Here is a 25,819-nt window from a genome sequence, read left to right as displayed (position 1 = left end):
AATAATTCTCCTCTTATTTTACAGATTTTACCCTGTATATTTGTATAATTTTTTAAGGACTAATGAAATTATTGCAGCTATTCTTCCTGAGTTTTCTTTCGGGTTATTTCTTTCCGCTTTACAGCAAACCTTTGGATTTACCATCTAAAGAAATACAGTCGCCGCCGCCCCGCATTATCCGGACTTGCTGCTCTTTTGGCTCCGACCTGAAAGTAGCGGCTATTCCTACTAAAAAAATTACCCATATCAGCAGCCTTGACAAGTTGGGCGCGCATAAATATTTAGGTAGCGAAAAGGAAGGCAACGGTATTATATATACCAAACACGGGGGCTTTATAGACCTGGGGCATCTACGCGATCAGGCCGACTGGACCGCTTATTTATACAATTTAATCAGGCAAACGCAAGGCAAAGAAACGTTGGTGCAACGCCTGGGGGCCGAAGGCGGCATCCGGACCCTGAACTTGTGCGTACCTGCCAACTTGGACAGCACCGACGCTATTTTGCTGGCCGGCCGCATTGCCTACGATTTATCGGTGTGGCACGAAATTGCAACTTGGTTCGGCGCTTCTTCTATTCCGCTGGTAACCGAACGTTTTTCGAGCTTTTCGGTGGAAGATGCTTATTCTAACCTGTTGGGGGTAACCCTTGGGATGGAAGCCCTGCAAAGCAGTTTACCTTACGAGGAAGCCATGACCCAACTAATCGACCGGATGTTTGAAAGACTGGAAGCAGTACCCACCGAAGCCGACACTTATGTGGCTATGGAACAGGTACGAAATATCTGGTGGACCCGCGAAAAGAAATTACCGAGCCCCAAAATAATGCTGCAACGGCAATTAGATGTTTACTCGCAGGTGCGTCCCTTACTGGTACCCGGCCCGGATGCCGAAAATCCGGATAACTATGTTTTAACCGTTCCCGAAAACACCCACACTGGTTTGGCGCTTGCCGATTTATACCAATTGGTAATTAAACCTAATTATAAATTTCCGCTCCGCGAAATATTTCCGGCCCAAGTGCGCCGCGTAGTTACCCAACACGATTTTCAGTTGCTGCTGGAGCAAGTAGCCAAAGAATGGCAACATGCGCAAATCCAATACACCATGCCCGGGTGGTATTATCGCAATTAATTATAAACAGTGAAAAGTCCTTCAGAACAGCATTCTGAAGGACTTTTTTTATTTAAGGCAACCCGTTGCAAAAGCAACCGAAATTATGAAATCTGTTTGGGACTTTTACCGTACTTTGGGCTAAACAATCCCCTAAACCTAAACCCAACGTACTATGTCTTTTTATTCCTCCCGCCCCGAAGACTTACTTTTTGATGCGGCCCGCAAAGGCGATTTACCTTACCTACAGGAATTGATACAAAGTGGAGTAGACGTTAACTGCCGGGATGGCCGCGGATTTACTCCCATGATTATTGCCTCTTACGACGGTCATTTAGAAGCAACCGAGCTCTTGTTAAAAGCCGGCGCAGACGTAAATATTCAGGATTACAGCGGTAATACCGCTTTAATGGGCGTTTGCTTTAAGGGCTACCCCGAAATTGGCAACCTGTTGTTGGCCCACGGAGCTGATTTAAATTTACAGAACGGCAGCGGTGGCACCGCCCTGATGTTTGCTACTTTGTTTGGCCGCAACCAAATGGTAAAGCTAGTACTGGAAGCCGGCGCCAATACGACCCTCCGCGACCAACGTGGCCTAACCGCTCTGGACCTGGCTGCCCAACAGGGCAACGAAGAAGCCTTTCTGTTGCTGAAGGAATACCCCGTAGAATAACATCTTTCCTAATAGGGTGCGTTACGCTTTGCGGCGGATACTGGTAGTTTATGCTGGTCTACCAAAACATTCCGGCGGGTTTTAACTTATAATAAAGTAGAAATTCAAACTGAGTTATTCTAAGATTTTAAATAAACAGATTATGCAACCAGAAAGAGAAGAAAATAAACCAGCTCAAAATATTACCACCGAAGGTGCAAAAGTAACCGAAGGCGAAGAAAATAATGAAAACCAAGGCACCAATACCTCAACCGGTTCTGCTGATACCCAAACTGAAGGCTCCGAACTCAGGCCGCAAAGCGATACCAAGAAAGAAGACATGACCAGCTATAACGAGCACCCCGACCAGGAAAAAGTAGGCGGCGGCTGATTTGAGCTTTTTCTTTTTTTGTCAGAAGGCAGTTACTGTAAAATAATACTGCCCTCTGACGAAGAATTTATTCTTCAACCCAAAATAGCTAACCTCTCTTTTCCGTTTTTATTTACGTACGCTCACCAAGTGGCAAGCCAACGTTTACCCGATGACCGAATGGGCGAATTTCCTTTTTTACGGTAATCTGAACGACTTTTTGCGGCCCCGCGAAAGAAACACCTGCATTCGGTACAACTTCAGTGGCGCGCCGGCGGTAAAAGATGCAATCGAGGCCATTGGAATTCCCCACCCCGAAGTAGATAGAATCCTAATAAATAATACGCCAGTCGTTTTTTTTCAGCCGCTGCACCCGCACGATCAAGTAGAAGTTTACCCGGCGTGGCACCGGCTACTTCACGCCGAAACCTATTCTTTACAGGCCCAGTTAGCGCCGGCCAACGGCTTTGTGCTGGATGTACATTTAGGCAAACTGGCCAGAAGCCTGCGCCTGCTTGGCTTTAATACCTGTTACCAGAATAATTATACCGATAAAGAAATTGCCGAAATAGCTGCCCGGGATAATCGCCGGGTACTTACCCGCGATGTAGGTTTGCTAAAACAGAAAAAGATAAACTGGGGCTACTGGCTGCGCTCCCAACACACCCAGGAACAACTGACCGAAGTTTTAGCATATTTTAACCTTAAAAGGCAGCTAGCTCCTTTTACCCGCTGCCTCGAATGCAATGGCGAACTTACCACCGTAACCAAAGAATCGGTTTGGGAGCTTTTGCCCCCTAAAACCAGGTTATTCTTCAACCAGTTTTATCAATGCCCCAATTGCCGGCGGGTTTACTGGCAAGGCTCACATTTTGAGCGAATGCAGGAATTTGTTACCCACATTAGTAAGGCCTAATGCTTTTAACCTAAAGAATTAAATGAAGGCGATACCAAGCTGAAAACACTTCCATAAATTTATGTCAAAACACCTACCTAAAAGACTTTATTTCGTTATAATTACTTAATAATTAATACCATAATATTTCGTCAGCTTACGGTTAAAATAACTCAGTTTATTATATTTGTTTAAATGCGTTAAAGGCTTTCCGTTATGCGTAACCGACTACTCCTCAGTTTTGCCTTTATATATTTACTGGCTTATAAAGCCGCTGCCACCGAAATTCTGGTGCCCATGGACGAAACGCAGAAAGACCACCTGAAAGCTTACGGTGTAGCCTATTGGGTATTGCAAAACCAGCAGGAAGTAGATTGGCTGCTAAACTACCGCGGGGGCAGCTTTGCTTTTGTGCACTCGCCCAAAATGGAAAATGAGCTATCGGTGCGGGGCGTTAGCTACTCCGTTATTTCGGATGCCCAGTACCAGGCTATTGTGGCCCAGATAAGCAACCCCGAGGTGAACATGGATGTAATGAAACTGGAGAAAATGCCCAAAGTTGCCGTGTACTCGCCTAAAACTGCTTCTCCCGGCGAAGATGCCGTTACACTAGTGCTCACCTACGCCGAAATACCCTACGACGTGGTGTTCGATGAAGAAGTACTGGACCAGAAATTACTCAAATACGACTGGCTGCACCTGCATCACGAAGATTTTACCGGACAGTATGGTAAATCGATGGGCCGCGGCCGGTACAACCAGCGGCAAATGGAAAAGCAGGAAGCCGAACGGGTAGCGCAGAAGTTTAATTTTGCCAAAGTATCGCAGATGAAACTGGGAGTAGCTAAAAAAATAAAAGAATTTGTAGCCGGCGGTGGATTTATGTTTGCCATGTGCTCGGCCACCGACACCTACGATATAGCTTTATCAGCGGAGGGCGTAGATATTGTGGATGCCGTGTTTGATGGGGACGATATAGACCCGCAGGCCCAACAGAAACTGGATTACAATAAAACTTTCGCTTTCAAGAATTTTATTATCAGTCTAAATTCTTCCGAAAGGGGCTTCTCCAGCATTGATAACCAGCGGTGGGAACGGAATATTTCGCGCGAGGACGACTTCTTTTCGCTCTTTACATTTTCGGCTAAATACGACCCTATCCCCTCAATGCTCACCCAAAACCACGAGAAAACCATTAAAGGGTTTATGGGCCAGACTACTGCTTTTAAGAAAGACCAGGTAAAATCAGAAGCAACCATTATGGGCGAGACCAAAGCCGCCAATGAGGTGCGTTACATAAACGGCACCGCCGGTAAAGGCACCTGGACCTTTTACGGCGGCCACGACCCGGAAGCATATCAACCCCGCGGCAGCGATTATCCCACCGACCTATCGCTGCACCCCAACTCGCCCGGCTACCGCCTTATCTTAAATAATATTTTATTCCCCGCCGCCAAAAAGAAAAAGCAGAAAACCTGATTACAGTTAGCAGTAAACAGTTATCAGGAGGCAAATAATTAAAAGCTTACACCATCATGTTACACTTGCTAACATTAAATTTCTTAAGCTTAATATCTGTTACTGGTTAATAGTGTTTTTTAGCTGTTAATTGTTCACTAATAACCGTTCTCTGTTAACGGTGTAAAAACAAAGCAGCAATACAAAAAATATCAATAATCAGTAGGGGCCAGGGTACTTCTTTGGATTTGCCGTTTATTAATTTTAAAGCCGTCCAGGATAAAAAGCCCCAGATAATGCCTTGGGTGATGGAATAGGTAAACGGAATTAAAACCATGGCCAGAAAAGCCGGAATGGCCTCGTCAAGTTGTTGCCAATTAATCTTTATTACCGGTCGCACCATAAATACCCCCACCAATACCAGCGCCGGGGCGGTGGCAATAGCCGGAATAACCGATAGCAGCGGCGCTAAAAACAAAAAAGGCAGAAATAACAAGCCGCCTACCACCGCCGTAAGCCCGGTGCGCCCACCCGCCTCAATCCCCACCGCCGACTCAATGTAAGCGGTGCCGGGGCTGGAACCTACCAAGCCAGCTAAGGTGGTAGCTACAGCATCGGTCATTAAAGCGCGTTTTACATTTTTGGGCTCGCCGTTTTCGTCCAGTAAGTTGGCGGCTTCGGCCAAACCCACCAACGTGGAAAGACTATCGAACATATCGGTAAAAACAAAAGCAAATATTACCGGTACTACCGCCCATTGCAGCGAATTGATTAAATCTAACTGAAACAACAGGCTGAAATCCGGAGCCGCAAAAATGCCATTAAAGTTTACGAGCGTGGCGGCGGCATTATCGGTAGCCCACCACCGACCCAGCGGGTAAGCGGCCAATGTTGTAAAAATTATACCCAATAATATGCCGCCCTTTACGTTTTTGGTAACCATAACCGCCGTAACCAGCAGCCCCGCCAGAAAAGTAAGCAATGCTGGGTTTAAGGGGCTCACGCCAATAATAGTAGCCGGATTGGCCACAATAAATTTAGCATTAACAAACCCGATGAGGGTGATATACAACCCGATACCGGCGGCAATTGCGTACCGTAAGGGTCGGGGAATTGCCCGTACAATATAGGTGCGGATATTAAAAGCGGAAAGCAGCAGAAATACGATGCCGGACCAGAATACGGCACCCAAGGCCACGGGCCATGGCACCTGCATCCCCAGAACTGCCGAAAAAGTAAAGAAGGCGTTCAATCCCATACCCGGCGCTACCAGAATCGGGTTACGGGCGTACAATCCCATCATCAGGCTACTAAAAAAGCATACGATAACCGTTGCCGTTAAGGCGCCATCGAAAGGTAACCCGGCCTGACTCAGAATATTAGGGTTAACCACAATAATGTAGGCAGTTGCCAGAAACGAAGAAATACCCGCAATTACTTCGGTATAAACATCGGTACCGTTTTCTTTTAATTTAAAGTAAGATTGCATACAGCGCGGCGTTAAACTTGCTAGTTTAATATTTGATAGGTAATAGTACGGCTCAAAATGAAATTAAGGCAAATAACTAAACTACTCCGGAACACCACAAAATCTAAAATTATTACTGATAAAAAGAAAATGCACCGCCGGACCAAAGCCCAAGACGATGCATATTTTAAAATAGCTTAAGCCTGCTGGTTATTATCTTAACCGTAAATCTGATTTAACAAACCGGCTAACCGGATGCCGGCCTGCAACAATAGCTGCTGTACCGTACCAAAGTTTTCGTAAGAATACACATAGCCTAATTTACCATCTTCGGGTAGCTTGTAAACCTGCGACCGGTAAACCATCATGCCCTGCGCCCAGTCACGGATACTGTTGGCCTGCCAGGATTTAACCTGTTCTTTTGAAATGGGCCCCAGGAAGCCGGCCAGTTCGGTAAAGCTTAACTGTTTGCCTTCTATCATATCGCTGTCCCAAACCCGGTGCAGGTTCGAGTTCTCGCCAAACCATTGCAGGCGCACCCGGTTGCCGCCCTGGTCGTCTTTGCCGCCCACGTGCAGCGGCTGGTGCAAATCGCCTACCAGGTGTATTAAATATTTCAGGTATTCTTCTTCTTTATCCGGCGTTAGGTTTTTGGCCTTCAGGGCAGCAATTACTTCTTCCAGCTTCATAACCAAATCGCCGTTCGGGTTCTTTTGGGTAGCTTCGTATTGCATACCATCCGGTATGGTTACCCAATGCCAATCGGCGGTGTGGTTATATTTTTCATCCGACCGGATATTATCCATCCAATCGGCAACTTCGGCGAGGGAGTTCTGCTGCAGCACTGCTGCTACTTTTTTGCGGGCTTTGTTATTCAGATGCTGTTCGGCCACTAAACCCACTACCCGATGGCCGGTTTGGCCCCAGGCCAGCGCCTGCGCCGCCACCAAAGGCACTAAAAATAAAATAAGAATTAATTTTTTCATGTTGAAATAACGCAATTTTACCGGCTGATTAATCTTGCCGGCTTCGGCGGTGCAAAGATAAAATTAAAAATCCAGAGCATTTCGGGAAGCTGCCCCTAATTTATCTGGCTACAGTTTGTTAGTACCTGCTACCAGCGCGTAGAATTGCAAAAAAGAGGTGTTTTAAATAGGCGGAGGAATTTTATTTATTTTTAAACCTGATGCGCCATTGAAACCCGGATTCTTATACCCTACTTTTTATAAGTACTGAGACAAAATTAAATTGCACTTTTATTTATATTTAAAACTGATAATCAAAAACATAAAAACTTATTACCTTTAACTTAAAACTGTCCACTTACTTATTAAGTTTACGCCTCTGCGTTAATATATTAAAACATTCAAGATTCAGGCCTTTTCTACATGCCCAGCATTTCCCGGAACGACTCTTTACCCACTGGTAACCTTTTCAGGTTCTCAATCAAGGTAATCGCCCGGTCTACGCGTAGCTGGGTATTCTTAACCGACGAAACGTAATGAATTATATAGCGCTGCCTTCCGGGGGTAAGCCGTTCAAATCTTTGCCGGCCGGCCTCATCCTGCCGCAACAGTTCGGCGAGTTCTTCCGGCACTGCCATACCATATTGGCTTTTGTCTTCTTCGAGCGAAACGCTTACCCAATCGCCATACTTTAAGCCTAATTGTTTTAAGCGTTTATTACTAATGCTGATATAAGCATCCCCTTGCCCCAAAGCCACTAATCCGCCCTGGAAAGTAAGCTTATCGTTTACGGTACACAACAACCGCAGATTAAATTTACCGCCCAATTGCTGCACAACCTGCCGGGGTACCTCCAGGTAATGCATGCCCACCAGGTGTTCTAACCTATTAATTTGTGTAGAATAACGAATAAGGGCCATACAGCATAATTTTACGCGCCAGATTAGTTCAACTGTCTGAACTGGATTAAATATAAACAGTTTAGTAGCTAATTCAATTTACCCGGAATACAGAAAACACCTTTTTCAGGCAAGTAAGTAATTATTCCGGATTAGGCAGAGATAAGCGGTAAGCAGGTAGCTGGCAGGAATATTTTTACCGTAATTAAGGAATAAAAATCAGGCAGTTTAAAGAGCAAATAAAAAAACAGGCCAGCAGCGAAAATAATTGCTCCTGGCCTGATAAAAAGGAAGTTATGAAAACAGTAATTATCTTAAAGCAATTATGCTGCCACACTTCTGAAAGTTACTTTTATTTCGCAATTAATTATGTTGTCGGGTAACGATCACCCATCTGCCGTTCTACCATCCAGCCGGGGTACATTTTTTCGGGCTGACTTACGGTATTTAGCCTACCCAGTTCATCAGCGGTTAAATTAAAAGTGGCTGAGTGAATATTGGCCTGTAACTGTTCCGGCGTTTTAGCCCCAATAATAGTACTGGTTACCCCTGGTTGCTGCCGCACCCAGGCCAGGGCCACCTCCGCCGCCAATACCTGATATTTATTAGCCATTTCCTGCAGCACATCAATAATATCGTAAGCTCGTTCTTTATTTATTACCGGGAAATCAAAATTATCGCGCCGCGACTGGCCGCCGGTATTGGTTTGATCGCGGGTAAACTTGCCGGATAAAAAGCCCCCGGCCAACGGGCTCCAGGGCATAAAAGCCAAATGCTGATCTTGCGCCAGGGGTATCAATTCATGCTCTACATCGCGGTTAGCGGCAGCGTAAAAATATTGCATGGCCACAAACTCGTGCCAGCCTTGCTTCCGGGCAATACCCAAAGCTTTCATCACCATCCAAGCCGGCCAATTACACACCCCCACGTAACGTACTTTACCGCTCTGCACTACATCGTGCAACGTGTGTACCACCTGTTCTACCGATGTAGCGGCATCTACGCCGTGCACATAAAGCAAATCAATATGGTCGGTTTGCAGGCGCAGCAAACTTTCTTCTACCGATTGCAGTACGTGGTACCGCGATAAACCCAAATCGTTAATACCCGGTCCCATTCGGCCGCGCACCTTGGTGGCAATAAACAGGTTGTGCCGGTCCAGGCCTACCTGCTTCAGGCTGGTACCCAGCATTTGCTCCGACAAACCAAAAGAATAAACATTAGCGGTATCAATAAAATTAATACCGGCATCCACGGCCGTTTTCATCAACACATTCACTTCATCCTGCTGTTGCCGCCCAATAGCTTCCCAATGACCTTGTCCGCCAAAAGTCATGGTACCAAAGCACAGCTCCGATACCAATACACCTGTATCGCCTAATAAATTGTATTTCATCTTTCAGAGTTATAGAGATTAGAATTGCGTTTAAAGAAACTGAGATTAGTGTACGTAGCGGAAGTTTTCCAGGTATTATTTGGGCCAATAATTTCTGGCTTTCTCTGGTTGCGGGAAAGCAGGCTAATATATTACGGCGTGCTTTCACTGCTAATACTAGTTGCTCGGGAAGTAAGCACCGCTACATTTATTTGAGAATTGCCGCAAAAATAAGGTATAAAAAAGGCAAGAGCAGTCATAAACCGCTCCTGCCTTAAAGAATAAAAGCTATGAAAACAGTTTAGTTATCGCAATTATCCTGCCATTATTTAAATACAAATTACCTTCTTCCAAGGCTATTAGATTAGGTAAATATATTTATAAGTAGCAATATTTATTACCTGATTAATAGATTAACTTTAAACAACTTATGGCATTTCAGATTGAATAGACAAAGAAAATCACCTAAATTCATCTATCAACACAACATACTCCTGATAGAATAATTATATTATTAACAACACCTCTCTTAATAGTAGTACTAAAGTAAATTGTCCCGATAGCCGCCTTTGCGGCATCGGCAAACCCGCCAGTTGCGGGTGAAAATACGCCGCAAGGGCAACCTGCGCCTGGATAGTTATACTATTCTGCGTAAATCCTTAATATTTAACTTTAATGCCGCATGAACCTTAACTGTCAAATCGGAGGTTAAAAACCAACGAATTCGATATGGCTTGGTATAAAGCTAATACACTGATAAACTAGCCTTTATAAAACTCATTTATCCAATAAAACATTATTCATCTGCTTGGTGACAATTTTTAATTTTCAGTTCGGCGAAGCACCAATCCGAAGAAATTAATCGCGCAGTTTATCTAGCAGTTCACCCAGCCGGGTTGCTTCTTCGGGACTGAGGGTTTTATATTCCTGGTCAAATTCGGCGATAATAAAGTCGGTTTGAGCCAGTAAGCTGAGCCCTTTTTGTGTAATTACAATATCTACTTTCCGGCGATTATCGGCGCATTGGTCACGTTGTACCAGTTCTTTATCCAGCAGTTTGTCTACCAGCCGGGTAGCGTTAGACATACGATCCATCATGCGTTCCTGAATCATACCCAACGTACAGGGTTTGGGATATTGCCCCCGCAAAATCCGAAGCAGATTGTGCTGCTGCAACGAGAGGCCAAAAGGTCTTAGCTTCACCGAAATATGTTTCTGCACCCAGTTACCCGTAAACATAATATTCACGATCATGCGATGGTAGGGGCTTGTAAAGCTTTTCTTCTGTTTTAATTCATCTTCTAATTTCACAACGTATTTCTTAAGAGGTGATTAATACCCTTTGGGCAAAAGTTAAGCTAAAATATAAATCTGACTGTTAATTATACCTTAACTACCTTAATTATTTTATATTTTTTATGAGCTAGCTGAATAGATTAAGACTTAGCCCTGCTTTTTTTAATAATTTACCAAAAAATTAAAGAAATTCTGCCGGAGCGGTAAACTGGCTTAACTAAATTGCAAAACAACCGGACCAATTCCATAAGAATAATATCCGCACTCGCCAATATAATATTAGGCAAGCGACCTCAGCTATTAAGGTTTGCGACGCAGATTTTGCCAGAAGCGGGTTGGTTAATCCGGTAAAACGAAAAAGCAGAAGCATAACCAGTAAGCTTCTGCTTTGGGGCAGTAATTTTATTTTGCCGGCTATATCTGTTTATACTACGGCAACATCATCTTCGTCGAGTTCTTCTACCGTTGGTTTCTCAAATAGAGTGCGCGACAAAGCCGCCGCCGTTAAACCGCCTAATAAATACCAGGCAATGGTCATGACCTTGGTCTGGGTAGTCCGGCCGCTTGGCTCGGTACCTAATCCCATGGGGCTCGGCAGTAAAACGCCGCCTACCCCGGCCAAAGCGCCTAGCGTAGCGCCCCGCAACCAGGCTTTCCGCCCCGTACCGGTCAGGCTGTAGTAGATAGAGTTCGATACAATATCGCCGATAATAGAATACTGAAATAATTTATTTTCTTCGGGTGGCTTTTCATCCATTTTATACATGCCACGTGCAATCGCCCGCATACCCAATACATCCATCCGGGGAGCATTCGGAATAAACCGGCGGGCTGCTTCGTGCACAACCGTTAAGGCAATGGCTCCGGTTACACCGCTGGCCAAAGAAACCAAGGATTTTTTCAGGAAATGCGTGTTCGTTTTTTTCATAGTTATGATCTGGTGCTTGATGGTTACCTAGGTTTATACGTAATACCTAAACAGATAGGTAATACCAAAATATAGGTAATTTTAAATACCTTAGCTGGTAATACCAGGTTCAGGCGTAATCCGCAAAAACTTCCGCCTGTCATTAGGGATGCGGCTCCTGTTTATGCTAACGGCATTATTCCGGCCGGAGCACTTAGCTAATTTACCCCTGGTAACCTATATTTTACCCCTTTTTGTTGATAATGCTAATATTGCCGTTCCGCTCCAGAAAAGCAGCCTCTACCTCTTTCAGGTTATTTATTTTGCCGTTTTCGCGCATGGCTTCTTCCAAGTCCTTCTGCGTTATCCGGTTGTGATTCATCTGGTCGTGCAATAGTTCTCCGTTCTTTATCAGTTGGTAAGATTTGCCTTTGATAAAATTACCGATGCTGCTGCGGCAAGCCAGGTGTGCCAGAAAACGATGCATAAACACCAGCACAAAACTGGAAACTAAAACCGGCACAAAAGGCGCATTGCCCGTAATACCCCTGCTCAGAACAGAGCCTAAAATTACACCCAAAGCAATATCAAAAGCCGCGCTTTTACCAAATATGCGGTTATCGCCAAACCTGATGAGCAAAAGGGTAAACGAGAAGATAATAATGCCTCTGATACTCATTTGCCACCAGTTAATGGCATTAGAATCCGGCCCTATAATTTCGCGGAATAAATCTTCCATCCTTCTGTTAGAATTAAATGGTTATGAAAAGCGCGGGCTCACCGGCAAAAGTTATTCGCTGGAAACAGTTAAAAAGCTATTGTAATGACAAGACCAGCCATACTTAATTAAGCTGAACAATTAATATTTGCAGGCCACTCCCTAACCCAGCTATTTACAGCAAAAAAGCCCGGCTATTAGGGTAGCCGGGCTTCTTTGTTCGCAAAACGCAACCCGCTAAGACGGATCGTAGGAGTTACTACGACGGGCCGCATGGGCTGCACTATTAGTTTTATAATCGCTTTTAGAGCGGTTGCTTAAATACCAGGCACCAGCCGCCAACAACGCACCGCCAATTACTTTTTGGGTAGTGCTCATATTTTTAACCTTGGTAGCAGCGGTGTTGCCGTATTGCTTCAACGAATCCGGAATATTATTCAGGTTCATGTTGCCAAACATAGAAGCAGCTTTATCCATCAGGCTATCAGAAGCAGTATTACCAGCATTTCCGCCCATATGGCTTTGTCCGGGATTATTCATTTGATTTTCCATAGTTCACTTAGTTTAATAATTAGTTACAGAATAAAATACACCCTACTTAATTTATTAACAACGGCCCCATTGGCTCCGTGTATCAGGTTAAGGGAGAACTTTTTATCGGTAAAGACAGCCTTTTTGTTTCGTTCAGAGTCATTTTTATTTTAAAATGTTACTTTAAGGGCCTCCTTCTGGGGCTAAATGCATAAATAGGAAAAATAATATTCGTTAAATAAATTTAGCCGGCCGTCGGCTATTATGATTCTGAGGGAAATTAATATTTATCCATCGCCTATCAGCAATAAATAACAATTTGTAGCTTTACCCGTTTATAAAATATTAACCCCATGATGCCCTACACCGATTTCGTCAATAATATTTCTTTCCGGTTTATTCAGCCTACCACCAAGCAGCCTATTGGCGTGGGTACCCTCAAGCGTACTTTACCTAAACTGGGTATCTCGCTGGATGTACTGAATACCGTACTGCCCGAGCAGGATGCTGAATTAAAAGAAAAACTGAAAGAAGTTTGCAAAGTACCGCGCATGTCTACGTTTGCCGTAGGGGCCATGATAAACCAGGCGGTAGCGCAAATGGCACCCGACGAAGTTTTTGTGAACGTGGGCGTTTGGAACGGCTTTACGTTTTTATCGGGCGTAGCGCACAACCCAACTAAAACCTGCATCGGGGTAGATAATTTTTCGCAGTTTGGCGGTCCGCGCGAAGCGTTTCTGAAACGGTTTAACCGCTTAAAAAGCAATAACCATTTCTTTTACGATATGGATTATCAGGAATACTTCTCGCGCATGCACCGGCAAAAGATTGGTTTTTACATTTACGACGGTGGCCACAAGTACGAAGACCAACTAAAAGGCTTAAAAGTAGCCGAGCCTTACTTCTCGGATAATTGCCTGATACTGGTAGACGACACCAACTGGAAAGACCCGCACCAGGCTACTTTGGATTTTATGCAGACCAGCCAGCAACGGTATAAACTGTTGCTCGACCGGAAAACGCAAAAGAACGGGCACCTGACGTATCACAACGGGGTTATGATTTTTCAGCGGGAAAAGTAAAATTCCGAGGCAGCCATTTGGCGTTTTAGTCCGTATTTATTTTAAATGTTTTAAAATATCAAAAACCCGACAGGGAGGTTTTACCGTAAGTAAAGCAACGCAGTTTCTTGCTGCAGGATGGAAGTACCTATATGTTAATTACATAGAGGCTTGGAAGCGGCGCTATAAGCGTAAAACGTCTTACATATAAGCCTGTTTATCTAGTAATCTTTTAATGAATGAAAACATGGCAAACTATCAATACACGATTGATTTACCGATGCCCTCGCCGGAGTTATCTCCGCAAGATGTTATCGGTTTGATAATGGAATCTTTGCGCCAGAACGACAAGGAAGATACCGGAATAGAAACAACCTTTAACTTTGCTTCACCGGCTAATAAACTGGCGGCCGGCCCGCTGGTTAATTATAAACACCAGGTAAAAAACCCTTTGTTTCAGCCAATATTAAATTTTACTTCTTACAAAACCAGCGATTTGGTATCGGACGGGGAATGCGCCCAGCAAATAATTATTACCCGCAGCGAAGAAGGCTGGGACTCCGGTTTTTTGTTTACCCTTACCAAGCAGGACGCCGAGCCCTACACAGATTGCTGGATGATTGACAGCGTGCGCCGGGTAAACCCCAAAATGTACGGGGTTACGGTCTGAACGGGTCTGCGGCTTACGCCGCGTTTAAATCCAATTCCATTTTAATATCGGAGCGCTTATAGCCGCTGGGCGGGCAAGATACCTCCCGGAAGCCTAGTTTGCGATAAACGTGCAAAGCCGGTTGCAAGCTGCGGTGCGAGTATAATTCTAGTATAGTGGCACCTAAAGCTTTTGCTTCGGCAATAGCTGCCTGGCATAAGTACTGCCCTATTTTTAAACCCTGGGCTTTCTCTGTAACGGCCATTTTGCCTAATTCGTAGCAGGAATCTGTTACTTTAAGCAACGCGCAAGTGCCTACTATTTCGCCCTGGTAACGAGCAAACAATATTTGGCCGCCACGCGCCAGAATATAGCTTTCAGGGTTATCCAAAATCTGGTTATCCAGGTTTTCGAGTTCGAAATATTTGTTTATCCACTCGTGGTTTAAACGCCGGAAAGCTTCTTTGTAAGCCGGGTCATAAGGTAATATTTCGGGAGCAGAAGCGGTAGTTTCCATTATTTAAAGTGTAATTCTAATTATTAAGCAAAATTACACTTTCCGGAACTGGCTACAAAGTATATAAATCAGCCATTACCCCGTTATCGCCTATTTTACGGTCATCGGTGGGCGAATCGTGTACAATCAGCACGTGATCTTCGTCGTACAGGGCCATGCCTTCGGCTTTGTCTTTGCCCGTAGTAGGTCCGGAGCCGTGCGGCACATCAATGAGGCGCTCCAGATCCTTGCGGTGCACAATGGCTTCGTCTTCCTGCAGCAATGCGTTGGGCCAGCGGTAAACGGCAATGGTACCGTCCAAATCCATGGTGGGGCCGGCCAGCAGCAGCAAATCGTTGCCGCTTACGCGCAGTTCGCGCACGCCCATGCCTTCCAGGTGCAGAAAATGTTTCTTATACAACCGGTTGTGTTCATCGGGCTTTAACTCAAAATAACCTTCTTCTATATCTCTAACCTGAATTTCCAGAACAGAAGCCCAGCCCCGCAATACCGGCCCCCGAATACCGAGAAAAATCCGATCGCCGCTAACAGCTAAGCCTTCAATATCAAACCCGTTATCTTTTCCCGGTATTTTCATAAAGTCTTTAAAATGAATATCGTCCGCCATAGCTTCCATCAGTTGGTTGCCCTTTTGGTGCATGACCAATTGGGCAGCGGTTAATATTTTATCGGAGTGCTTGGGGTGCGGACAGCTTTTCTGGAGTTCGTAATTGCCGGTTTCTTCATCTAACACCAACGGAATGCGGGCCAGCAAATAGCGGTTAGGATCGTCTTTTAGTTTGGCCAGCCTTTTTATTTGTTTCGCCGGACTGTCTTCTTTCCGGGGCTTTTTGCGGGCCAAACTATGCGACCCCACCAGCCATAAATAATGATTGCCGTGGCCCAATCCTTCAATATCAACTTCGCAATCTCCACCAGCTGGTAATTTTAAATATTTATTTAAGTCAATAGATTGGTGCTCCGCAAAGTTATCTTCGTTTGTCAGTTTCAGACGTTCCAACGAACTGCGCTCATCACAACTGAGCCACAAATTATCGCCGGTCCGGAAAGCCGCCGATAAGCCGTCGCGTACGTGCTTGCCGTCTTCATTAAAACTAATATTATTATCAAAAATGAGTTTAATATCCTTCTTTGTCATAAGTGAGACCTAGGTTTGGGCCATTAGATTTACTGGCAAATTTCACGAACAATATACATTGTCGCAGCTAACGCCAATATTTAAATCTTGATTTTGGTTTATACGCAGAAGCTTCTTTACGAAGATACTTAAAGAATAGGTGTTAAAGTAACCCACCACTGTCATTCAGGAAGAAACTATTTAGCTACCTGCCAAAAAGTTTCCTCCTGAATAACAGGAGTAGCCTCCAAAAGCTAATAAACAGTGTATAAATAAAATAAACAGATGAATATTACTTAAAATAAGTTATCCAGAAAATTGAAATTAAGCTTCCGATTGCTATTTGTTCGGCTACTTTATTTAGGTATTACTTTTTTTTTCATCTGCTTCCGGCTCTTTCACTTTCACTTTATCTTCTTTCGAGATACCCGAAACTACTTCAATATTAATGCCATCCGAAATACCGGTTTTAACCAGGCGTTTCTCAAATTGCTGCGGTGCCGTTTCTACTTCTACAAAAGTGCTGTCCTTGCCAAACTGCAACAGGCTTTCTTTAATAGCGAGTACGCTGTCTTTTTTATCCAGCACAATATCGGCATTGGCACTATAACCGGCCCGGATAAAATCTTTATCATCGAGCAACACCTTGGCCCGCACCTGAAATTTAATGGCACCTTCTTCGAGTACGCCTTTGGGCGCAATATATTCCAGTTTGGCCCGGAAAGTTCGGCCTTCGATGGCACCAATGGTTAAGTCCAGGTCCATGCCTTCCCGGATTTTACCTACTTCTGATTCGTCTATCTTGCCTTCAAAAATAAGGCTTTTCATATCGGCGACGGTGGCAATGGTGGTGCCTTCGTTAAAGTTGTTGCGTTCAATTACCGAACCGCCGGCTTTTACGGGCACATCCAGCAACATGCCATCTACGGTAGAATATACCGAGTTGGAAGCCGAACCGGTACGCCGTGAAGCACCCCGCATGGCAATCTGTAAATTACTTTCCGCCGATTCCAAAGCTTCTTTTTTCAATCGGGCATCTACCCGAAACCGATTAAATTCCTGCTCCGGAATTACTTTCTGTTCGAATAAACCCTGCTGGCGGGCTAATTCTTTCTGGGCTTCGGCGTAGTTGATGCGGGCCGTTTGCAAAGTAGTTTGGGCATTATTTACATTTACTACGTTCGGCACAATCCGGATTTTCGCAATGAGTTGTCCGGCTTTAACTACCTGGCCCGCCTCTACATAGAGTTCCTCAATTATACCCGATACCTGTGATTTAATCTGCACTTCCCGCCGGGGCACAATAGAACCCATAGCCACTGTTTTCTTTATAATATTTGTTACGAAAGGCTTTTCGGTTTTATAAACAATGGGGTCGGTGTTCGATTTTTTATAAAAATAATATCCCAGCCAGCCAGACAAAGCCAGAAAAATTAAACCAAAAATTCCTAATAAAACCTTTTTCATTGAAGTAATTCGTGTTTAGCTATTAGTAGTTAGTTTTTAGCGGTTAGTTGTTAAAGGTCAGGTAAATATTAGTCGTTAACAATTCAACCATTCGCAATCATCAATTTATTCATCCCGGAGAGCTTCTACGGGATTTACGCGAGCCGCCTTGGTGGCCGGAATCAAACCGGCCAGTGTACCGGTAAAAACCAGCAGCAAAACGGCAGTCAGGGCAATGGGTACGTTTACTTCCGGGTTAGAAAAGAAACCGGCATCTACCTCGTATTTCGTCATCAGGTAATCAATCAAAGCTACCACGCCCGTGCCGGCCAGCAAGCCCAGGTAACCGGCAAAACCAGTTATTACCACCGATTCCTGAATAATGAGACTAATGATGGACCAGGGCGTTGCGCCCAAAGCTTTGCGGACGCCAATTTCTTTCGTGCGTTCTTTTACTACAATCAGCATAATATTGCCCACGCCAATGATGCCCGCTATAATGGTTCCAATGCTCACAATCCAACTAAAAGCCGCAATGCCGGTAAATAGCCCCTGCACCTCCCGGAACTCTTTTTCGATGTTGGCCGAGCCGAAAGCTTTTAAATCTTTGGGGTCAACTTTGTGTCGGCTCATCAGAAACTGCTTTACTTTTTCTTCTACCACGGCAGCCGGTATGCCGGGCTTAGGCGTCATGGCAAAGTAGCCGATTTTATTTACCTGGTTGTAGGTTTGCTGCAAGGTAGTAGTGGGTATATAAATGGTTTGGGCGTTCTGAATTAAGTCTTCGCCTTTGCCCGTTCCCCGCGACACACCCACTACCCTAAAAAAAGCGCTTTTAATATTAATATATTGCCCGATGGGGTTCGCGTTTTTCCCAAATAATACTTCGATTACCCGCTCCCCGATTACGGCCACTTTGCGTTTATCTTTTAAATCGAGTTGGTTCAGAAAACGGCCTTTTAAAATCAGAATAGGTTCCACCTGCCGGAACTCGGGGTAATCGCCGCGCACCGAAAAAGAAGAACTTTTGGTTTTGTAACTCACGGTAAAAGTACCACCCAACGAGGTACTGGGATTGATAATAGCTACCTCCGGAATTTCCCGTTTAATGGCATCCATGTCGTCATTCGTCATCTGGATAAAGCGGCCCGCTTTTAAGCCTTTGTAAGGAATACTCGTGCGCTGGGTCCAGACAAAAACCGCATTTTTCGCTACGTTAAAATCTTTCACTACCCCATTCTCCAAGCCTTTGCCAGCACCTAGCAGCACAATCAGCATAAATATTCCCCAGAATACCCCAAAGGCGGTAAGTGCCGTACGTAGTTTATGCTTCTTAACCGTAGCATAAATTTCGGTCCATTTATCTATGTCGAACATGGTTGAAGTGTTGGAGTGTTGGAGTGTTGAAGTGTTGAAGTGTTGAAGTGTTGAATTGTTGAATTGTTGGATTGTTAAATTGTTGAGGTGTTGAATGGTTGAAAATTAAATTTCAGTTGCTTGTGGTGTTAAATAGTGCTTTTAAACTGTTAGATTATCGTTGGTGTATTTTATAAGCCAATTGATAAGACGGGGTAATTTCTCTAGATCGGACGCAATCGTATTGGCTTCTTCTTCGGAAATCAATTTTCTACTTTTCGCTTTCTTAAACCAATCTATGCTTTCCAGAATAGAGGCTTTCGCATAGCGGTAAAAGTGTACCTTATCCTTTTTTGTATAACGCCCATAGCCTTCCGCAATATTTGCTGAGATACTGTCTACTGCTCTCACAAATTGTTTTCCTACCGTATCCTTCGAAAAATTATTCCAATGTATTACAATATCCCACACCATATTGCTTAACCGAAAAGCTACTTTATAAGCTTCAATATCCTCAAAACTTAAATATCTTTTCTCCATAACAACTAATCAACAATCCAACAATCTAACAATTCAACAATTTAGTCGGCGCGTAAGGCTTCGATAGGTTTAATATTGGCAGCTTTCAGGGCAGGTACCAAACCAGCGATAGCACCCGAAATTACCAGCACAACAGTAGCGGCAATGGCAACTTCCACATCTACTTCGGGCCGGGCAAAAAAGGGCAACTCGGCCCCACTTGACTCTAATAAATACCTTATGCCATCTAATAAACCCGCGCCGGCCAGCAAACCGAGGTAACCCGAAAAAGCCGTGATAACAATAGATTCTTGTAAAATCAGGCTTACTACGGAGAAAGGCGTGGCACCTAAAGCTTTGCGGACACCAATTTCGCGGGTACGTTCTTTTACAATAATGAGCATAATATTACTTACGCCCACAATGCCGGCAATTAAAGTACCAATGCCCACAATCCAGACGAAGGTGCGGATGCCGCTGAACAAGCCATTGAATTGCTTCAGTTCGCGCTCGTTGTTGTTTACATCCAGGGCCAATGGATCCTCTTCCGAGAATTTATGGCGGGTAGCCAGTACTTTGCGTACGCGTTTTTCAATTTCATCGGCCGGAATGCCATCCTGGGCTACCAACGCCAGCATCTGCACTTTGTTGGGCTGGTTAAAAGCGGTTTGCAGCGTGGTAAACGGAATATATGCCCGCTCTTCCCGCCGGCCTTTGTTGTTGCCGGTGGCATTAAATATCCCTACCACTTTAAAGTAAATACCTTTAATATTTACATATTCGCCCACCGCATTCACCGAGTCGCCGAACAAAACATTCTTGACAGTTTCGCCCAACACAATTACTTTGCGTTTTTCGCGATCGTCGTTGGGGTTTAGCAAACGGCCCTTGTTTAGTTTTTCGCCGTTTAGTTTAAAGAATTGGTCAGTAGCGCCAAATACCTGGTAAGAGCCGTTTTGCTTTTGGTAGTTAATGGTAAATTCGCCGAAGAGCCGGTTGCGGGGCGCAATAATTTTTAAATTGTTTACCTCCCGCTCAATAGCCGCAATATCATCGTTCGTAAAATTTATTTCGCGGCCTGGGGCTAAGCCTTGGTGTGCCAAAGAAGTGCGGCCGTTCGAGATGAAAATGCTGTTTTTAGCCCCATCGCCAAAGCGGTTAAAAATGCCGTTTTCCAAGCCTTTACCAACGCCCAGTAATAAAACCAGCATAAATATTCCCCAGAAAACGCCAAAAGCCGTCAGGAAGGTACGCAGCTTGTTTTTGCGCATCGTGCCTAATATTTCCTGCCATTTATCTAAATCAAACATGGGTTATTGCTGTATATTTATTGCTGATTGCTAGGTGCTAATTGCTGGTTACTTCAAATAATAACTTATAACTTATAGGAGTTCACACTTGTCATTCAGGAGGAAACTATCTAGCAGACAACCAAATAGTTTCCTCCTGAATGACAAAGGTGAGTTACTTATACCTCCATTATATTAATATTTGTTCATTATGAAAAACTAAGTAGCATTATCTAAAAATTAAATATTATAACTTCGTAAAATAAAAAGTGAAGGTACGGTCTCCGTTATCAGGTGCATAAAACACCAAGTCAGTTTTGGTTAATTTATCTATAACTCTGGCGTAAGACCCGATATCTCCCAATCCGGATACTTCCGGATCTCTTATCAAAAGATTATTTTCTATCTTCCAACTGCCGCTCTGCCTGTATTTCGGATTAGTGTCTTCCGTAATCCAATGTCCGCCTTTTTCGAAAGTAAGGAGCGGATCACCATTATATCGGAACGCTATTTCCGTCTGACCTGTCGTTGCTTTAACAAACTTCCATTTACCGATTATTAAATCTTCATTAACAGCCTGACCCAAGGCAATCGTCCAGGAGAAGGTTAGTAAGAAAAAGGCTACTGAAAAAATCCTGAGGGGCTGCATAATTTTAAGTTTTTAATTTATGCTGAATAGTAGCTAAATATTAACTGTTGTAAAGCTCAACGTTCTCCGTTTCATTTATTATCAGACCATCTTTCAGGCGGATAACCCGATGCGTTTGGGCAGCAATATCATTTTCGTGGGTTACAATTACCACCGTCATGCCCTGTAGGTTTACCTCTTTAAATATTTCCATTACTTCGTAAGAAGTTTGGGTATCCAGCGCTCCGGTGGGCTCATCGGCCAGAATGAGTTTGGGTTTGCTGATGAGCGCGCGGGCAATCGCTACCCGTTGCCGTTGTCCACCCGACATTTCGTTCGGGGAGTGCTCCGCCCAGTCTTTTAGTCCTACCCGGTCTAAATATTCCAGGGCCAGTTTGTTGCGCTCGCGTCGGCCTACCTTTTGGTAATAAAGCGGCAAAGCCACGTTTTCCATGGCGTTCTTAAAAGAAAGCAGGTTAAAAGACTGAAAAACAAAACCCAGAAATTTATTCCGGTAAAAGGCCGCTTTCGTTTGCGAAAGGTTTCTAATATGAGTACCGGCCAAATAATAATCGCCTTTATCGTAATCATCCAAAATACCTAAAATATTCAGCAGCGTAGATTTGCCAGAACCCGACGAACCCATAATCGAAACCAACTCGCCTTCCCGAATATGCAAATCAATTCCTTTCAGCACGTGCAGCTTGTTCTGGGCGACCGCATAATATTTATGAATGTCTTTTAGCTGAATCATAAAGCTTTCTGGTATAAATAATATATTAGAATACTTGTTGGTTTAACCCAGTAGTATGCAATACAAATTAGCGGCTTAATTTATATAAATACAAATTATTTATATTATTTCTTTTTATTATATAACCGTAAAACTTCTGCTATTTATTTTAAACCTCTGGATTTTTAATTTAAAAGGCATGAATATTATTCAGATGCAATTAAGATGTACGAGGTTGCCTTAATCCACAAAATTTTTTAAACCTTACCAGTAAATTATACCAAATAGTAAATTCCAGGTTCCATAGGAGCACAACAAAAAGCTTATTCAACCAGTCATTCTGTTAAGAATCTTCTGCATAAGTTGAATAAACAGGTAATAAATCAGGACTGGTATTTGCCTGTAACGCTTTTTAGGCAGAAGATTCCTGCGGAATAACTGGTGGGGTGGAATGATTTATATTTTCAGCTATGGCAGGTCCTTTATACTAACTAGTTTTAATAATGGTGCTCCCAATATATCCACCTGCATTCCTGAGAGCTGAATATCTGACCTTATATAAGCCTATATTGTATCGATGGTATTAAAATTAAAAGGCCCAGGAGCGATACACCTAGGCCTTTTACATTATTAAGATTAGCTATTTTAAATATGAATAGCTCGATTCTCGGTCGCCGCTAGACAAGCTTCTTTCATGGCTTCGGTATAAGTAGGGTGCGCGTGGCTCATGCGGGCAATATCTTCGGCGGAAGCCCGGAACTCCATCGCTACTACGGCTTCTGCAATTAAGTCGGCAATGCGCGGCCCAATCATGTGCACGCCCAATATTTCGTCGGTTTCTTTATCGGCCAGTACTTTCACAAAGCCATCCGTATCCATGCTGGCTTTGGCCCGACCGGAGGCTTTGAACGGAAACGAACCGGTTTTATAAGCGCGGCCTTGTTCTTTCAATTGCTCTTCGGTGTAACCCACGCCGGCTACTTCGGGCCAGGTATATACTACCCCCGGTATCAGGTTGTAGTTAATGTGCGGCTTCTGACCGGTAATATATTCGGCTACTAAAACGCCTTCTTCTTCGGCTTTGTGCGCCAGCATGGCACCCCGCACCACATCGCCAATAGCAAATATGCCGGGTACGTTGGTTTCCAGATGATCGTTTACGGCAATCATACCGCGCTCACCCATTTGCACACCGGCATTCTCCAGCCCTAAGCCATCAGTGTATGGTTTACGGCCAATAGATACGAGGCAATAATCACCTTCAAAAGTAACCGTTTCGCCTTTCGGGTTCTCGGCGGTAACCGTTACGCCGGCACCTGTATTAGTAGCGCCCGTAACTTTGTGCTGGAAGAAGAATTCGAAGCCTAAGATTTTCTTTAATACCCGCTGCAGTTCTTTGCCCAAGGCCCGGTCCATGGTCGGAATAATCGAATCCAGAAATTCTACAACGGTAATTTTAGAACCCAGGCGGGCGTATACCGAACCTAACTCCAAGCCAATAACACCACCGCCAATAATAACCATGTGCTTGGGCACTTCGGTCAGGGTTAAAGCTTCGGTTGAAGTAATAATGCGTTGCTTATCTACCGGAATAAAGGGCAGAATGGTAGGTTTGGAACCGGTGGCAATAATGGTTTTATCGGTTTCGATTTCCTGCACTTGGCCGTCGGTGCCGGTTATTTTAATGCAGTTTTTATCGACAAAAGAGCCTAAGCCAAAGTAGGTATCAATCTTATTTTTTTTCATTAAAAAAGAGATACCGTCGTTGTTAGATTTAATAACATCGGCTTTGCGCTTAATCATTTGCTCCAGGTTCACCTTTAGGTTATCCAGTTCAATACCGTGCGTTTTAAAGGTGTGGGCTGCATTATGGTAATGCTCCGAAGAATCGAGCAGGGCTTTGGAAGGAATACAGCCTACGTTTAAGCAGGTACCACCCAAAACGTTATATTTCTCGATAATAGCCGTTTTTAAGCCCAGTTGCGCGCAGCGAACTGCTGCCACATACCCACCCGGCCCGGAACCAATAACTGTTACGTCGTATTTCATTTTTTATCTTATTAAGTATCCCGGAAATTAAATCCAGAACTTATTTTATCTTATAAAAATAAAGGAGGGAAACTTTTAAACCTCCCCCCTCTTTTTAATTTATTATTATTTAAACCCCCAACAGTAAGCGCATTGGGTCTTCTAGTAATTCTTTAACCCGTACCAGGAAGCTAACCGATTCACGACCATCGATAATGCGGTGGTCGTAGGATAAGGCTACGTACATCATGGGCCGGATGACCACCTGGCCATCGATAGCAACCGGGCGCTGGATAATATTGTGCATACCCAGAATAGCCGACTGCGGCGCATTGATAATAGGCGTGGACATCATCGAGCCAAATACCCCACCGTTGGTAATGGTAAAGGTACCGCCGGTCATTTCTTCGATGGAGATTTTATTGTCGCGGGCGCGGGTGGCTAACCGGATTACTTCTTTTTCAATGCCATCCAACGGTAATGATTCGGCGTTGCGGATTACCGGCACCACCAAACCTTTCGGAGCCGATACAGCAATAGAAATATCGCAGAAGTCGTTGAAAACCATTTCGCCTTCATCAATCATGGCGTTAACGGACGGGAACTCCTGTAAGGCAACGGTACAAGCTTTTACGAAAAACGACATGAAGCCTAAACCTACGCTGTGCTTTTCTTTAAACTTATCTTTGTACTTGGCCCGGATATCCATAATCGGCTTCATGTCTACCTCGTTAAAGGTAGTAAGCATGGCTGTTTCGTTTTTAACGGCCACCAAGCGGCGAGCTACGGTTTTCCGCAAACTAGACATCCGCTCGCGACGCTGGTTGCGGCTGCCAGCTTGGCCACCAGTGTTAGCCGGTTGTGCGGCTGGCGCAGCAGGAGTTGCGGCTGGTGCTGGTGCCGGAGCAGCCGGTTTAGACTGGGCTTTCAGGGCATCTTCTTTCGTAATGCGGCCATCGCGGCCAGTACCGGCCACATCGCCCGCATTAATACCTTTTTCGCTTAATATTTTACCCGCGGCCGGCGAAGGGGTTCCGGCAGCATACGCCGAAGTACCACCTGTTGGAGCGGCGGCCGCCTGTGCTTGTGGTTGAGCAGCCGGTGCCGATGTTGGGGCAGAAGCTCCTGCAGCACCGTTGCCCCCTACCTGAATATTACAAATAACGGCGCCTACCGGAATGGTTTCGCCTTCCTGAGCAATAATTTTTAAAGTCCCGGCGGCTTCGGCGGGCAACTCAAAGGTAGCTTTATCCGATTCCAGTTCACACAGCACTTCGTCCATAGCTACCTGATCACCGTCTTTTTTCAGCCATTTAGAAATGGTAACCTCCGAGATAGATTCGCCTACGGCCGGGATTTTTATTTCTTTTACTTCACCGGTGCCACTGGTACCGCCTTCGGCTGATGGTGCTTTCGCAGAGGCACCCGATACGACTTCGGGGGCTGGCGCACTGCTGGTAGGCTGACCGGAACCGCCGTAACCGGATTGTTGATTTTCGGCCGGAGCGGCAGCACCGCTGGCTGGCGCCGGTGCCGTAGCAACCCCATTACCGGAAATTTCGGCCAGAACCGCACCAACCGGAATGGTTTCTCCTTCCTGGGCGATTATCTTTAAAATGCCGGCGGCTTCGGCAGGTAGTTCAAACGTAGCTTTATCCGATTCCAGTTCGCAGATAACTTCATCCATTGCAACCTGCTCGCCATCTTTTTTAAGCCATTTAGCAATGGTTACCTCTGTAATGGACTCGCCTAAAACCGGCACTTTAATTTCAAGACCCATAGTTTTTCTCTAATATAAATCAGACATTAATTTTCGTAAGAATTGTGCTT

The 25,819-nt window shown here is 44.6% G+C and carries 26 protein-coding genes; 8 read left to right on the top strand and 18 right to left on the bottom strand.

Translation table 11 applies throughout. The features are described from left to right. Positions 1-62 precede the first annotated feature (62 nt). The 5 genes from AAE02nite_RS02605 to AAE02nite_RS02585 all read left to right on the top strand — a co-directional run bounded on the left by AAE02nite_RS02605 (position 63) and on the right by AAE02nite_RS02585 (position 4,508). Positions 63-1,133: a DUF4056 domain-containing protein gene (locus AAE02nite_RS02605; protein ID WP_146894889.1), complete on the top strand. Its 1,071-nt coding sequence runs from the start codon at positions 63-65 to the stop codon at positions 1,131-1,133. Positions 1,134-1,287: 154 nt separating this feature from the next. Next, on the top strand, positions 1,288-1,785 hold the full coding sequence (locus tag AAE02nite_RS02600; protein ID WP_146894888.1) for an ankyrin repeat domain-containing protein: 498 nt from the start codon (positions 1,288-1,290) through the stop codon (positions 1,783-1,785). A gap of 142 nt (positions 1,786-1,927) precedes the next feature. Beyond that, a complete protein-coding gene (locus tag AAE02nite_RS02595) occupies positions 1,928-2,155 on the top strand; it encodes a hypothetical protein (protein ID WP_146894887.1) in 228 nt (75 codons plus the stop codon). Between the two features lie 151 nt (positions 2,156-2,306). Further along, on the top strand, positions 2,307-3,050 hold the full coding sequence (locus tag AAE02nite_RS02590; RefSeq protein WP_146894886.1) for a Mut7-C RNAse domain-containing protein: 744 nt from the start codon (positions 2,307-2,309) through the stop codon (positions 3,048-3,050). A 195-nt stretch (positions 3,051-3,245) separates the two neighbouring features. Continuing rightward, positions 3,246-4,508, top strand: a complete 1,263-nt coding sequence (locus AAE02nite_RS02585) for an asparagine synthetase B (protein ID WP_146894885.1) — start codon at positions 3,246-3,248, stop codon at positions 4,506-4,508. Positions 4,509-4,662: 154 nt separating this feature from the next. Here AAE02nite_RS02585 and AAE02nite_RS02580 read toward each other — a convergent pair whose 3' ends face one another. Beyond that, positions 4,663-5,976, bottom strand: a complete 1,314-nt coding sequence (locus tag AAE02nite_RS02580) for an NCS2 family permease (RefSeq protein ID WP_146894884.1) — start codon at positions 5,974-5,976, stop codon at positions 4,663-4,665. A gap of 57 nt (positions 5,977-6,033) precedes the next feature. Between AAE02nite_RS02580 and AAE02nite_RS26825 the strand changes: the two genes are divergently transcribed. Continuing rightward, a complete protein-coding gene (locus tag AAE02nite_RS26825; protein WP_262713439.1) occupies positions 6,034-6,156 on the top strand; it encodes a hypothetical protein in 123 nt (40 codons plus the stop codon). 17 nt (positions 6,157-6,173) lie between these two features. Here AAE02nite_RS26825 and AAE02nite_RS02575 read toward each other — a convergent pair whose 3' ends face one another. The 7 genes from AAE02nite_RS02575 to AAE02nite_RS02545 form a co-directional block, all read right to left on the bottom strand. After that, the gene (locus AAE02nite_RS02575) at positions 6,174-6,941 is read right to left on the bottom strand and encodes a S1/P1 nuclease (protein WP_146894883.1); all 768 of its coding nucleotides are present in this window, start codon (positions 6,939-6,941) and stop codon (positions 6,174-6,176) included. A gap of 398 nt (positions 6,942-7,339) precedes the next feature. After that, positions 7,340-7,840: a YdeI/OmpD-associated family protein gene (locus AAE02nite_RS02570; protein ID WP_146894882.1), complete on the bottom strand. Its 501-nt coding sequence runs from the start codon at positions 7,838-7,840 to the stop codon at positions 7,340-7,342. 346 nt (positions 7,841-8,186) lie between these two features. Further along, complete coding sequence (locus AAE02nite_RS02565) at positions 8,187-9,215, bottom strand: aldo/keto reductase (protein WP_146894881.1); 1,029 nt, start codon at positions 9,213-9,215, stop codon at positions 8,187-8,189. Positions 9,216-10,052: 837 nt separating this feature from the next. After that, entirely contained in the window at positions 10,053-10,505 is a 453-nt protein-coding gene (locus tag AAE02nite_RS02560; RefSeq protein ID WP_146894880.1) for a MarR family winged helix-turn-helix transcriptional regulator, read from the bottom strand. Positions 10,506-10,914: 409 nt separating this feature from the next. Beyond that, positions 10,915-11,418: a hypothetical protein gene (locus AAE02nite_RS02555; protein ID WP_218033432.1), complete on the bottom strand. Its 504-nt coding sequence runs from the start codon at positions 11,416-11,418 to the stop codon at positions 10,915-10,917. A 223-nt stretch (positions 11,419-11,641) separates the two neighbouring features. Continuing rightward, positions 11,642-12,136, bottom strand: coding sequence for a DUF421 domain-containing protein (locus AAE02nite_RS02550; RefSeq protein WP_246150743.1), 495 nt, complete (start codon positions 12,134-12,136; stop codon positions 11,642-11,644). Between the two features lie 216 nt (positions 12,137-12,352). Continuing rightward, entirely contained in the window at positions 12,353-12,667 is a 315-nt protein-coding gene (locus AAE02nite_RS02545; RefSeq protein WP_146894879.1) for a hypothetical protein, read from the bottom strand. Between the two features lie 332 nt (positions 12,668-12,999). Between AAE02nite_RS02545 and AAE02nite_RS02540 the strand changes: the two genes are divergently transcribed. Then, positions 13,000-13,728, top strand: coding sequence for a class I SAM-dependent methyltransferase (locus AAE02nite_RS02540; RefSeq protein ID WP_146894878.1), 729 nt, complete (start codon positions 13,000-13,002; stop codon positions 13,726-13,728). A gap of 226 nt (positions 13,729-13,954) precedes the next feature. Continuing rightward, positions 13,955-14,377 carry a hypothetical protein gene (locus AAE02nite_RS02535; RefSeq protein WP_146894877.1) on the top strand — a complete coding sequence of 141 codons (423 nt, stop codon included), beginning with the start codon at positions 13,955-13,957 and terminating at the stop codon, positions 14,375-14,377. A 13-nt stretch (positions 14,378-14,390) separates the two neighbouring features. Here AAE02nite_RS02535 and AAE02nite_RS02530 read toward each other — a convergent pair whose 3' ends face one another. The 10 genes from AAE02nite_RS02530 to odhB form a co-directional block, all read right to left on the bottom strand. Further along, positions 14,391-14,873, bottom strand: coding sequence for a GNAT family N-acetyltransferase (locus AAE02nite_RS02530; RefSeq protein ID WP_146894876.1), 483 nt, complete (start codon positions 14,871-14,873; stop codon positions 14,391-14,393). Positions 14,874-14,925: 52 nt separating this feature from the next. Beyond that, positions 14,926-16,011 (bottom strand): DUF3616 domain-containing protein, encoded by a 1,086-nt coding sequence (locus AAE02nite_RS02525; RefSeq protein WP_146894875.1) that lies wholly within the window; start codon positions 16,009-16,011, stop codon positions 14,926-14,928. A 339-nt stretch (positions 16,012-16,350) separates the two neighbouring features. Beyond that, positions 16,351-17,457: an efflux RND transporter periplasmic adaptor subunit gene (locus tag AAE02nite_RS02520; RefSeq protein ID WP_146894874.1), complete on the bottom strand. Its 1,107-nt coding sequence runs from the start codon at positions 17,455-17,457 to the stop codon at positions 16,351-16,353. Between the two features lie 105 nt (positions 17,458-17,562). After that, on the bottom strand, positions 17,563-18,813 hold the full coding sequence (locus tag AAE02nite_RS02515) for an ABC transporter permease (protein WP_146894873.1): 1,251 nt from the start codon (positions 18,811-18,813) through the stop codon (positions 17,563-17,565). Positions 18,814-18,954: 141 nt separating this feature from the next. Then, on the bottom strand, positions 18,955-19,332 hold the full coding sequence (locus AAE02nite_RS02510) for a four helix bundle protein (RefSeq protein WP_146894872.1): 378 nt from the start codon (positions 19,330-19,332) through the stop codon (positions 18,955-18,957). Positions 19,333-19,373: 41 nt separating this feature from the next. Then, the gene (locus AAE02nite_RS02505) at positions 19,374-20,621 is read right to left on the bottom strand and encodes an ABC transporter permease (protein WP_146894871.1); all 1,248 of its coding nucleotides are present in this window, start codon (positions 20,619-20,621) and stop codon (positions 19,374-19,376) included. A 226-nt stretch (positions 20,622-20,847) separates the two neighbouring features. Beyond that, complete coding sequence (locus AAE02nite_RS02500) at positions 20,848-21,249, bottom strand: hypothetical protein (protein ID WP_146894870.1); 402 nt, start codon at positions 21,247-21,249, stop codon at positions 20,848-20,850. Between the two features lie 40 nt (positions 21,250-21,289). After that, positions 21,290-21,982, bottom strand: a complete 693-nt coding sequence (locus AAE02nite_RS02495; protein WP_146894869.1) for an ABC transporter ATP-binding protein — start codon at positions 21,980-21,982, stop codon at positions 21,290-21,292. Between the two features lie 624 nt (positions 21,983-22,606). Continuing rightward, complete coding sequence (gene lpdA / locus AAE02nite_RS02490; protein ID WP_146894868.1) at positions 22,607-24,010, bottom strand: dihydrolipoyl dehydrogenase; 1,404 nt, start codon at positions 24,008-24,010, stop codon at positions 22,607-22,609. A 109-nt stretch (positions 24,011-24,119) separates the two neighbouring features. After that, positions 24,120-25,769, bottom strand: coding sequence for a 2-oxoglutarate dehydrogenase complex dihydrolipoyllysine-residue succinyltransferase (gene odhB / locus AAE02nite_RS02485; protein ID WP_146894867.1), 1,650 nt, complete (start codon positions 25,767-25,769; stop codon positions 24,120-24,122). Positions 25,770-25,819 lie beyond the last annotated feature (50 nt).

The sequence above is a fragment of the Adhaeribacter aerolatus genome, assembly GCF_007991635.1.
Lineage (GTDB): Bacteria > Bacteroidota > Bacteroidia > Cytophagales > Hymenobacteraceae > Adhaeribacter > Adhaeribacter aerolatus.
This window is presented reverse-complemented; position numbering and strand designations above follow the sequence as displayed.

Bases quoted from the DNA above. Each gene is read 5' to 3' on its own strand.
- AAE02nite_RS02605 (WP_146894889.1), top strand. From the start codon at position 63: ATGAAATTATTGCAGCTATTCTTCCTGAGTTTTCTTTCGGGTTATTTC.
- AAE02nite_RS02600 (WP_146894888.1), top strand. From the start codon at position 1,288: ATGTCTTTTTATTCCTCCCGCCCCGAAGACTTACTTTTTGATGCGGCC.
- AAE02nite_RS02595 (WP_146894887.1), top strand. From the start codon at position 1,928: ATGCAACCAGAAAGAGAAGAAAATAAACCAGCTCAAAATATTACCACC.
- AAE02nite_RS02590 (WP_146894886.1), top strand. From the start codon at position 2,307: ATGACCGAATGGGCGAATTTCCTTTTTTACGGTAATCTGAACGACTTT.
- AAE02nite_RS02585 (WP_146894885.1), top strand. From the start codon at position 3,246: ATGCGTAACCGACTACTCCTCAGTTTTGCCTTTATATATTTACTGGCT.
- AAE02nite_RS02580 (WP_146894884.1), bottom strand. From the start codon at position 5,976: ATGCAATCTTACTTTAAATTAAAAGAAAACGGTACCGATGTTTATACC.
- AAE02nite_RS26825 (WP_262713439.1), top strand. From the start codon at position 6,034: ATGAAATTAAGGCAAATAACTAAACTACTCCGGAACACCACAAAATCT.
- AAE02nite_RS02575 (WP_146894883.1), bottom strand. From the start codon at position 6,941: ATGAAAAAATTAATTCTTATTTTATTTTTAGTGCCTTTGGTGGCGGCG.
- AAE02nite_RS02570 (WP_146894882.1), bottom strand. From the start codon at position 7,840: ATGGCCCTTATTCGTTATTCTACACAAATTAATAGGTTAGAACACCTG.
- AAE02nite_RS02565 (WP_146894881.1), bottom strand. From the start codon at position 9,215: ATGAAATACAATTTATTAGGCGATACAGGTGTATTGGTATCGGAGCTG.
- AAE02nite_RS02555 (WP_218033432.1), bottom strand. From the start codon at position 11,418: ATGAAAAAAACGAACACGCATTTCCTGAAAAAATCCTTGGTTTCTTTG.
- AAE02nite_RS02550 (WP_246150743.1), bottom strand. From the start codon at position 12,136: ATGGAAGATTTATTCCGCGAAATTATAGGGCCGGATTCTAATGCCATT.
- AAE02nite_RS02545 (WP_146894879.1), bottom strand. From the start codon at position 12,667: ATGGAAAATCAAATGAATAATCCCGGACAAAGCCATATGGGCGGAAAT.
- AAE02nite_RS02540 (WP_146894878.1), top strand. From the start codon at position 13,000: ATGATGCCCTACACCGATTTCGTCAATAATATTTCTTTCCGGTTTATT.
- AAE02nite_RS02535 (WP_146894877.1), top strand. From the start codon at position 13,955: ATGGCAAACTATCAATACACGATTGATTTACCGATGCCCTCGCCGGAG.
- AAE02nite_RS02530 (WP_146894876.1), bottom strand. From the start codon at position 14,873: ATGGAAACTACCGCTTCTGCTCCCGAAATATTACCTTATGACCCGGCT.
- AAE02nite_RS02525 (WP_146894875.1), bottom strand. From the start codon at position 16,011: ATGACAAAGAAGGATATTAAACTCATTTTTGATAATAATATTAGTTTT.
- AAE02nite_RS02520 (WP_146894874.1), bottom strand. From the start codon at position 17,457: ATGAAAAAGGTTTTATTAGGAATTTTTGGTTTAATTTTTCTGGCTTTG.
- AAE02nite_RS02515 (WP_146894873.1), bottom strand. From the start codon at position 18,813: ATGTTCGACATAGATAAATGGACCGAAATTTATGCTACGGTTAAGAAG.
- AAE02nite_RS02510 (WP_146894872.1), bottom strand. From the start codon at position 19,332: ATGGAGAAAAGATATTTAAGTTTTGAGGATATTGAAGCTTATAAAGTA.
- AAE02nite_RS02505 (WP_146894871.1), bottom strand. From the start codon at position 20,621: ATGTTTGATTTAGATAAATGGCAGGAAATATTAGGCACGATGCGCAAA.
- AAE02nite_RS02500 (WP_146894870.1), bottom strand. From the start codon at position 21,249: ATGCAGCCCCTCAGGATTTTTTCAGTAGCCTTTTTCTTACTAACCTTC.
- AAE02nite_RS02495 (WP_146894869.1), bottom strand. From the start codon at position 21,982: ATGATTCAGCTAAAAGACATTCATAAATATTATGCGGTCGCCCAGAAC.
- lpdA (WP_146894868.1), bottom strand. From the start codon at position 24,010: ATGAAATACGACGTAACAGTTATTGGTTCCGGGCCGGGTGGGTATGTG.
- odhB (WP_146894867.1), bottom strand. From the start codon at position 25,769: ATGGGTCTTGAAATTAAAGTGCCGGTTTTAGGCGAGTCCATTACAGAG.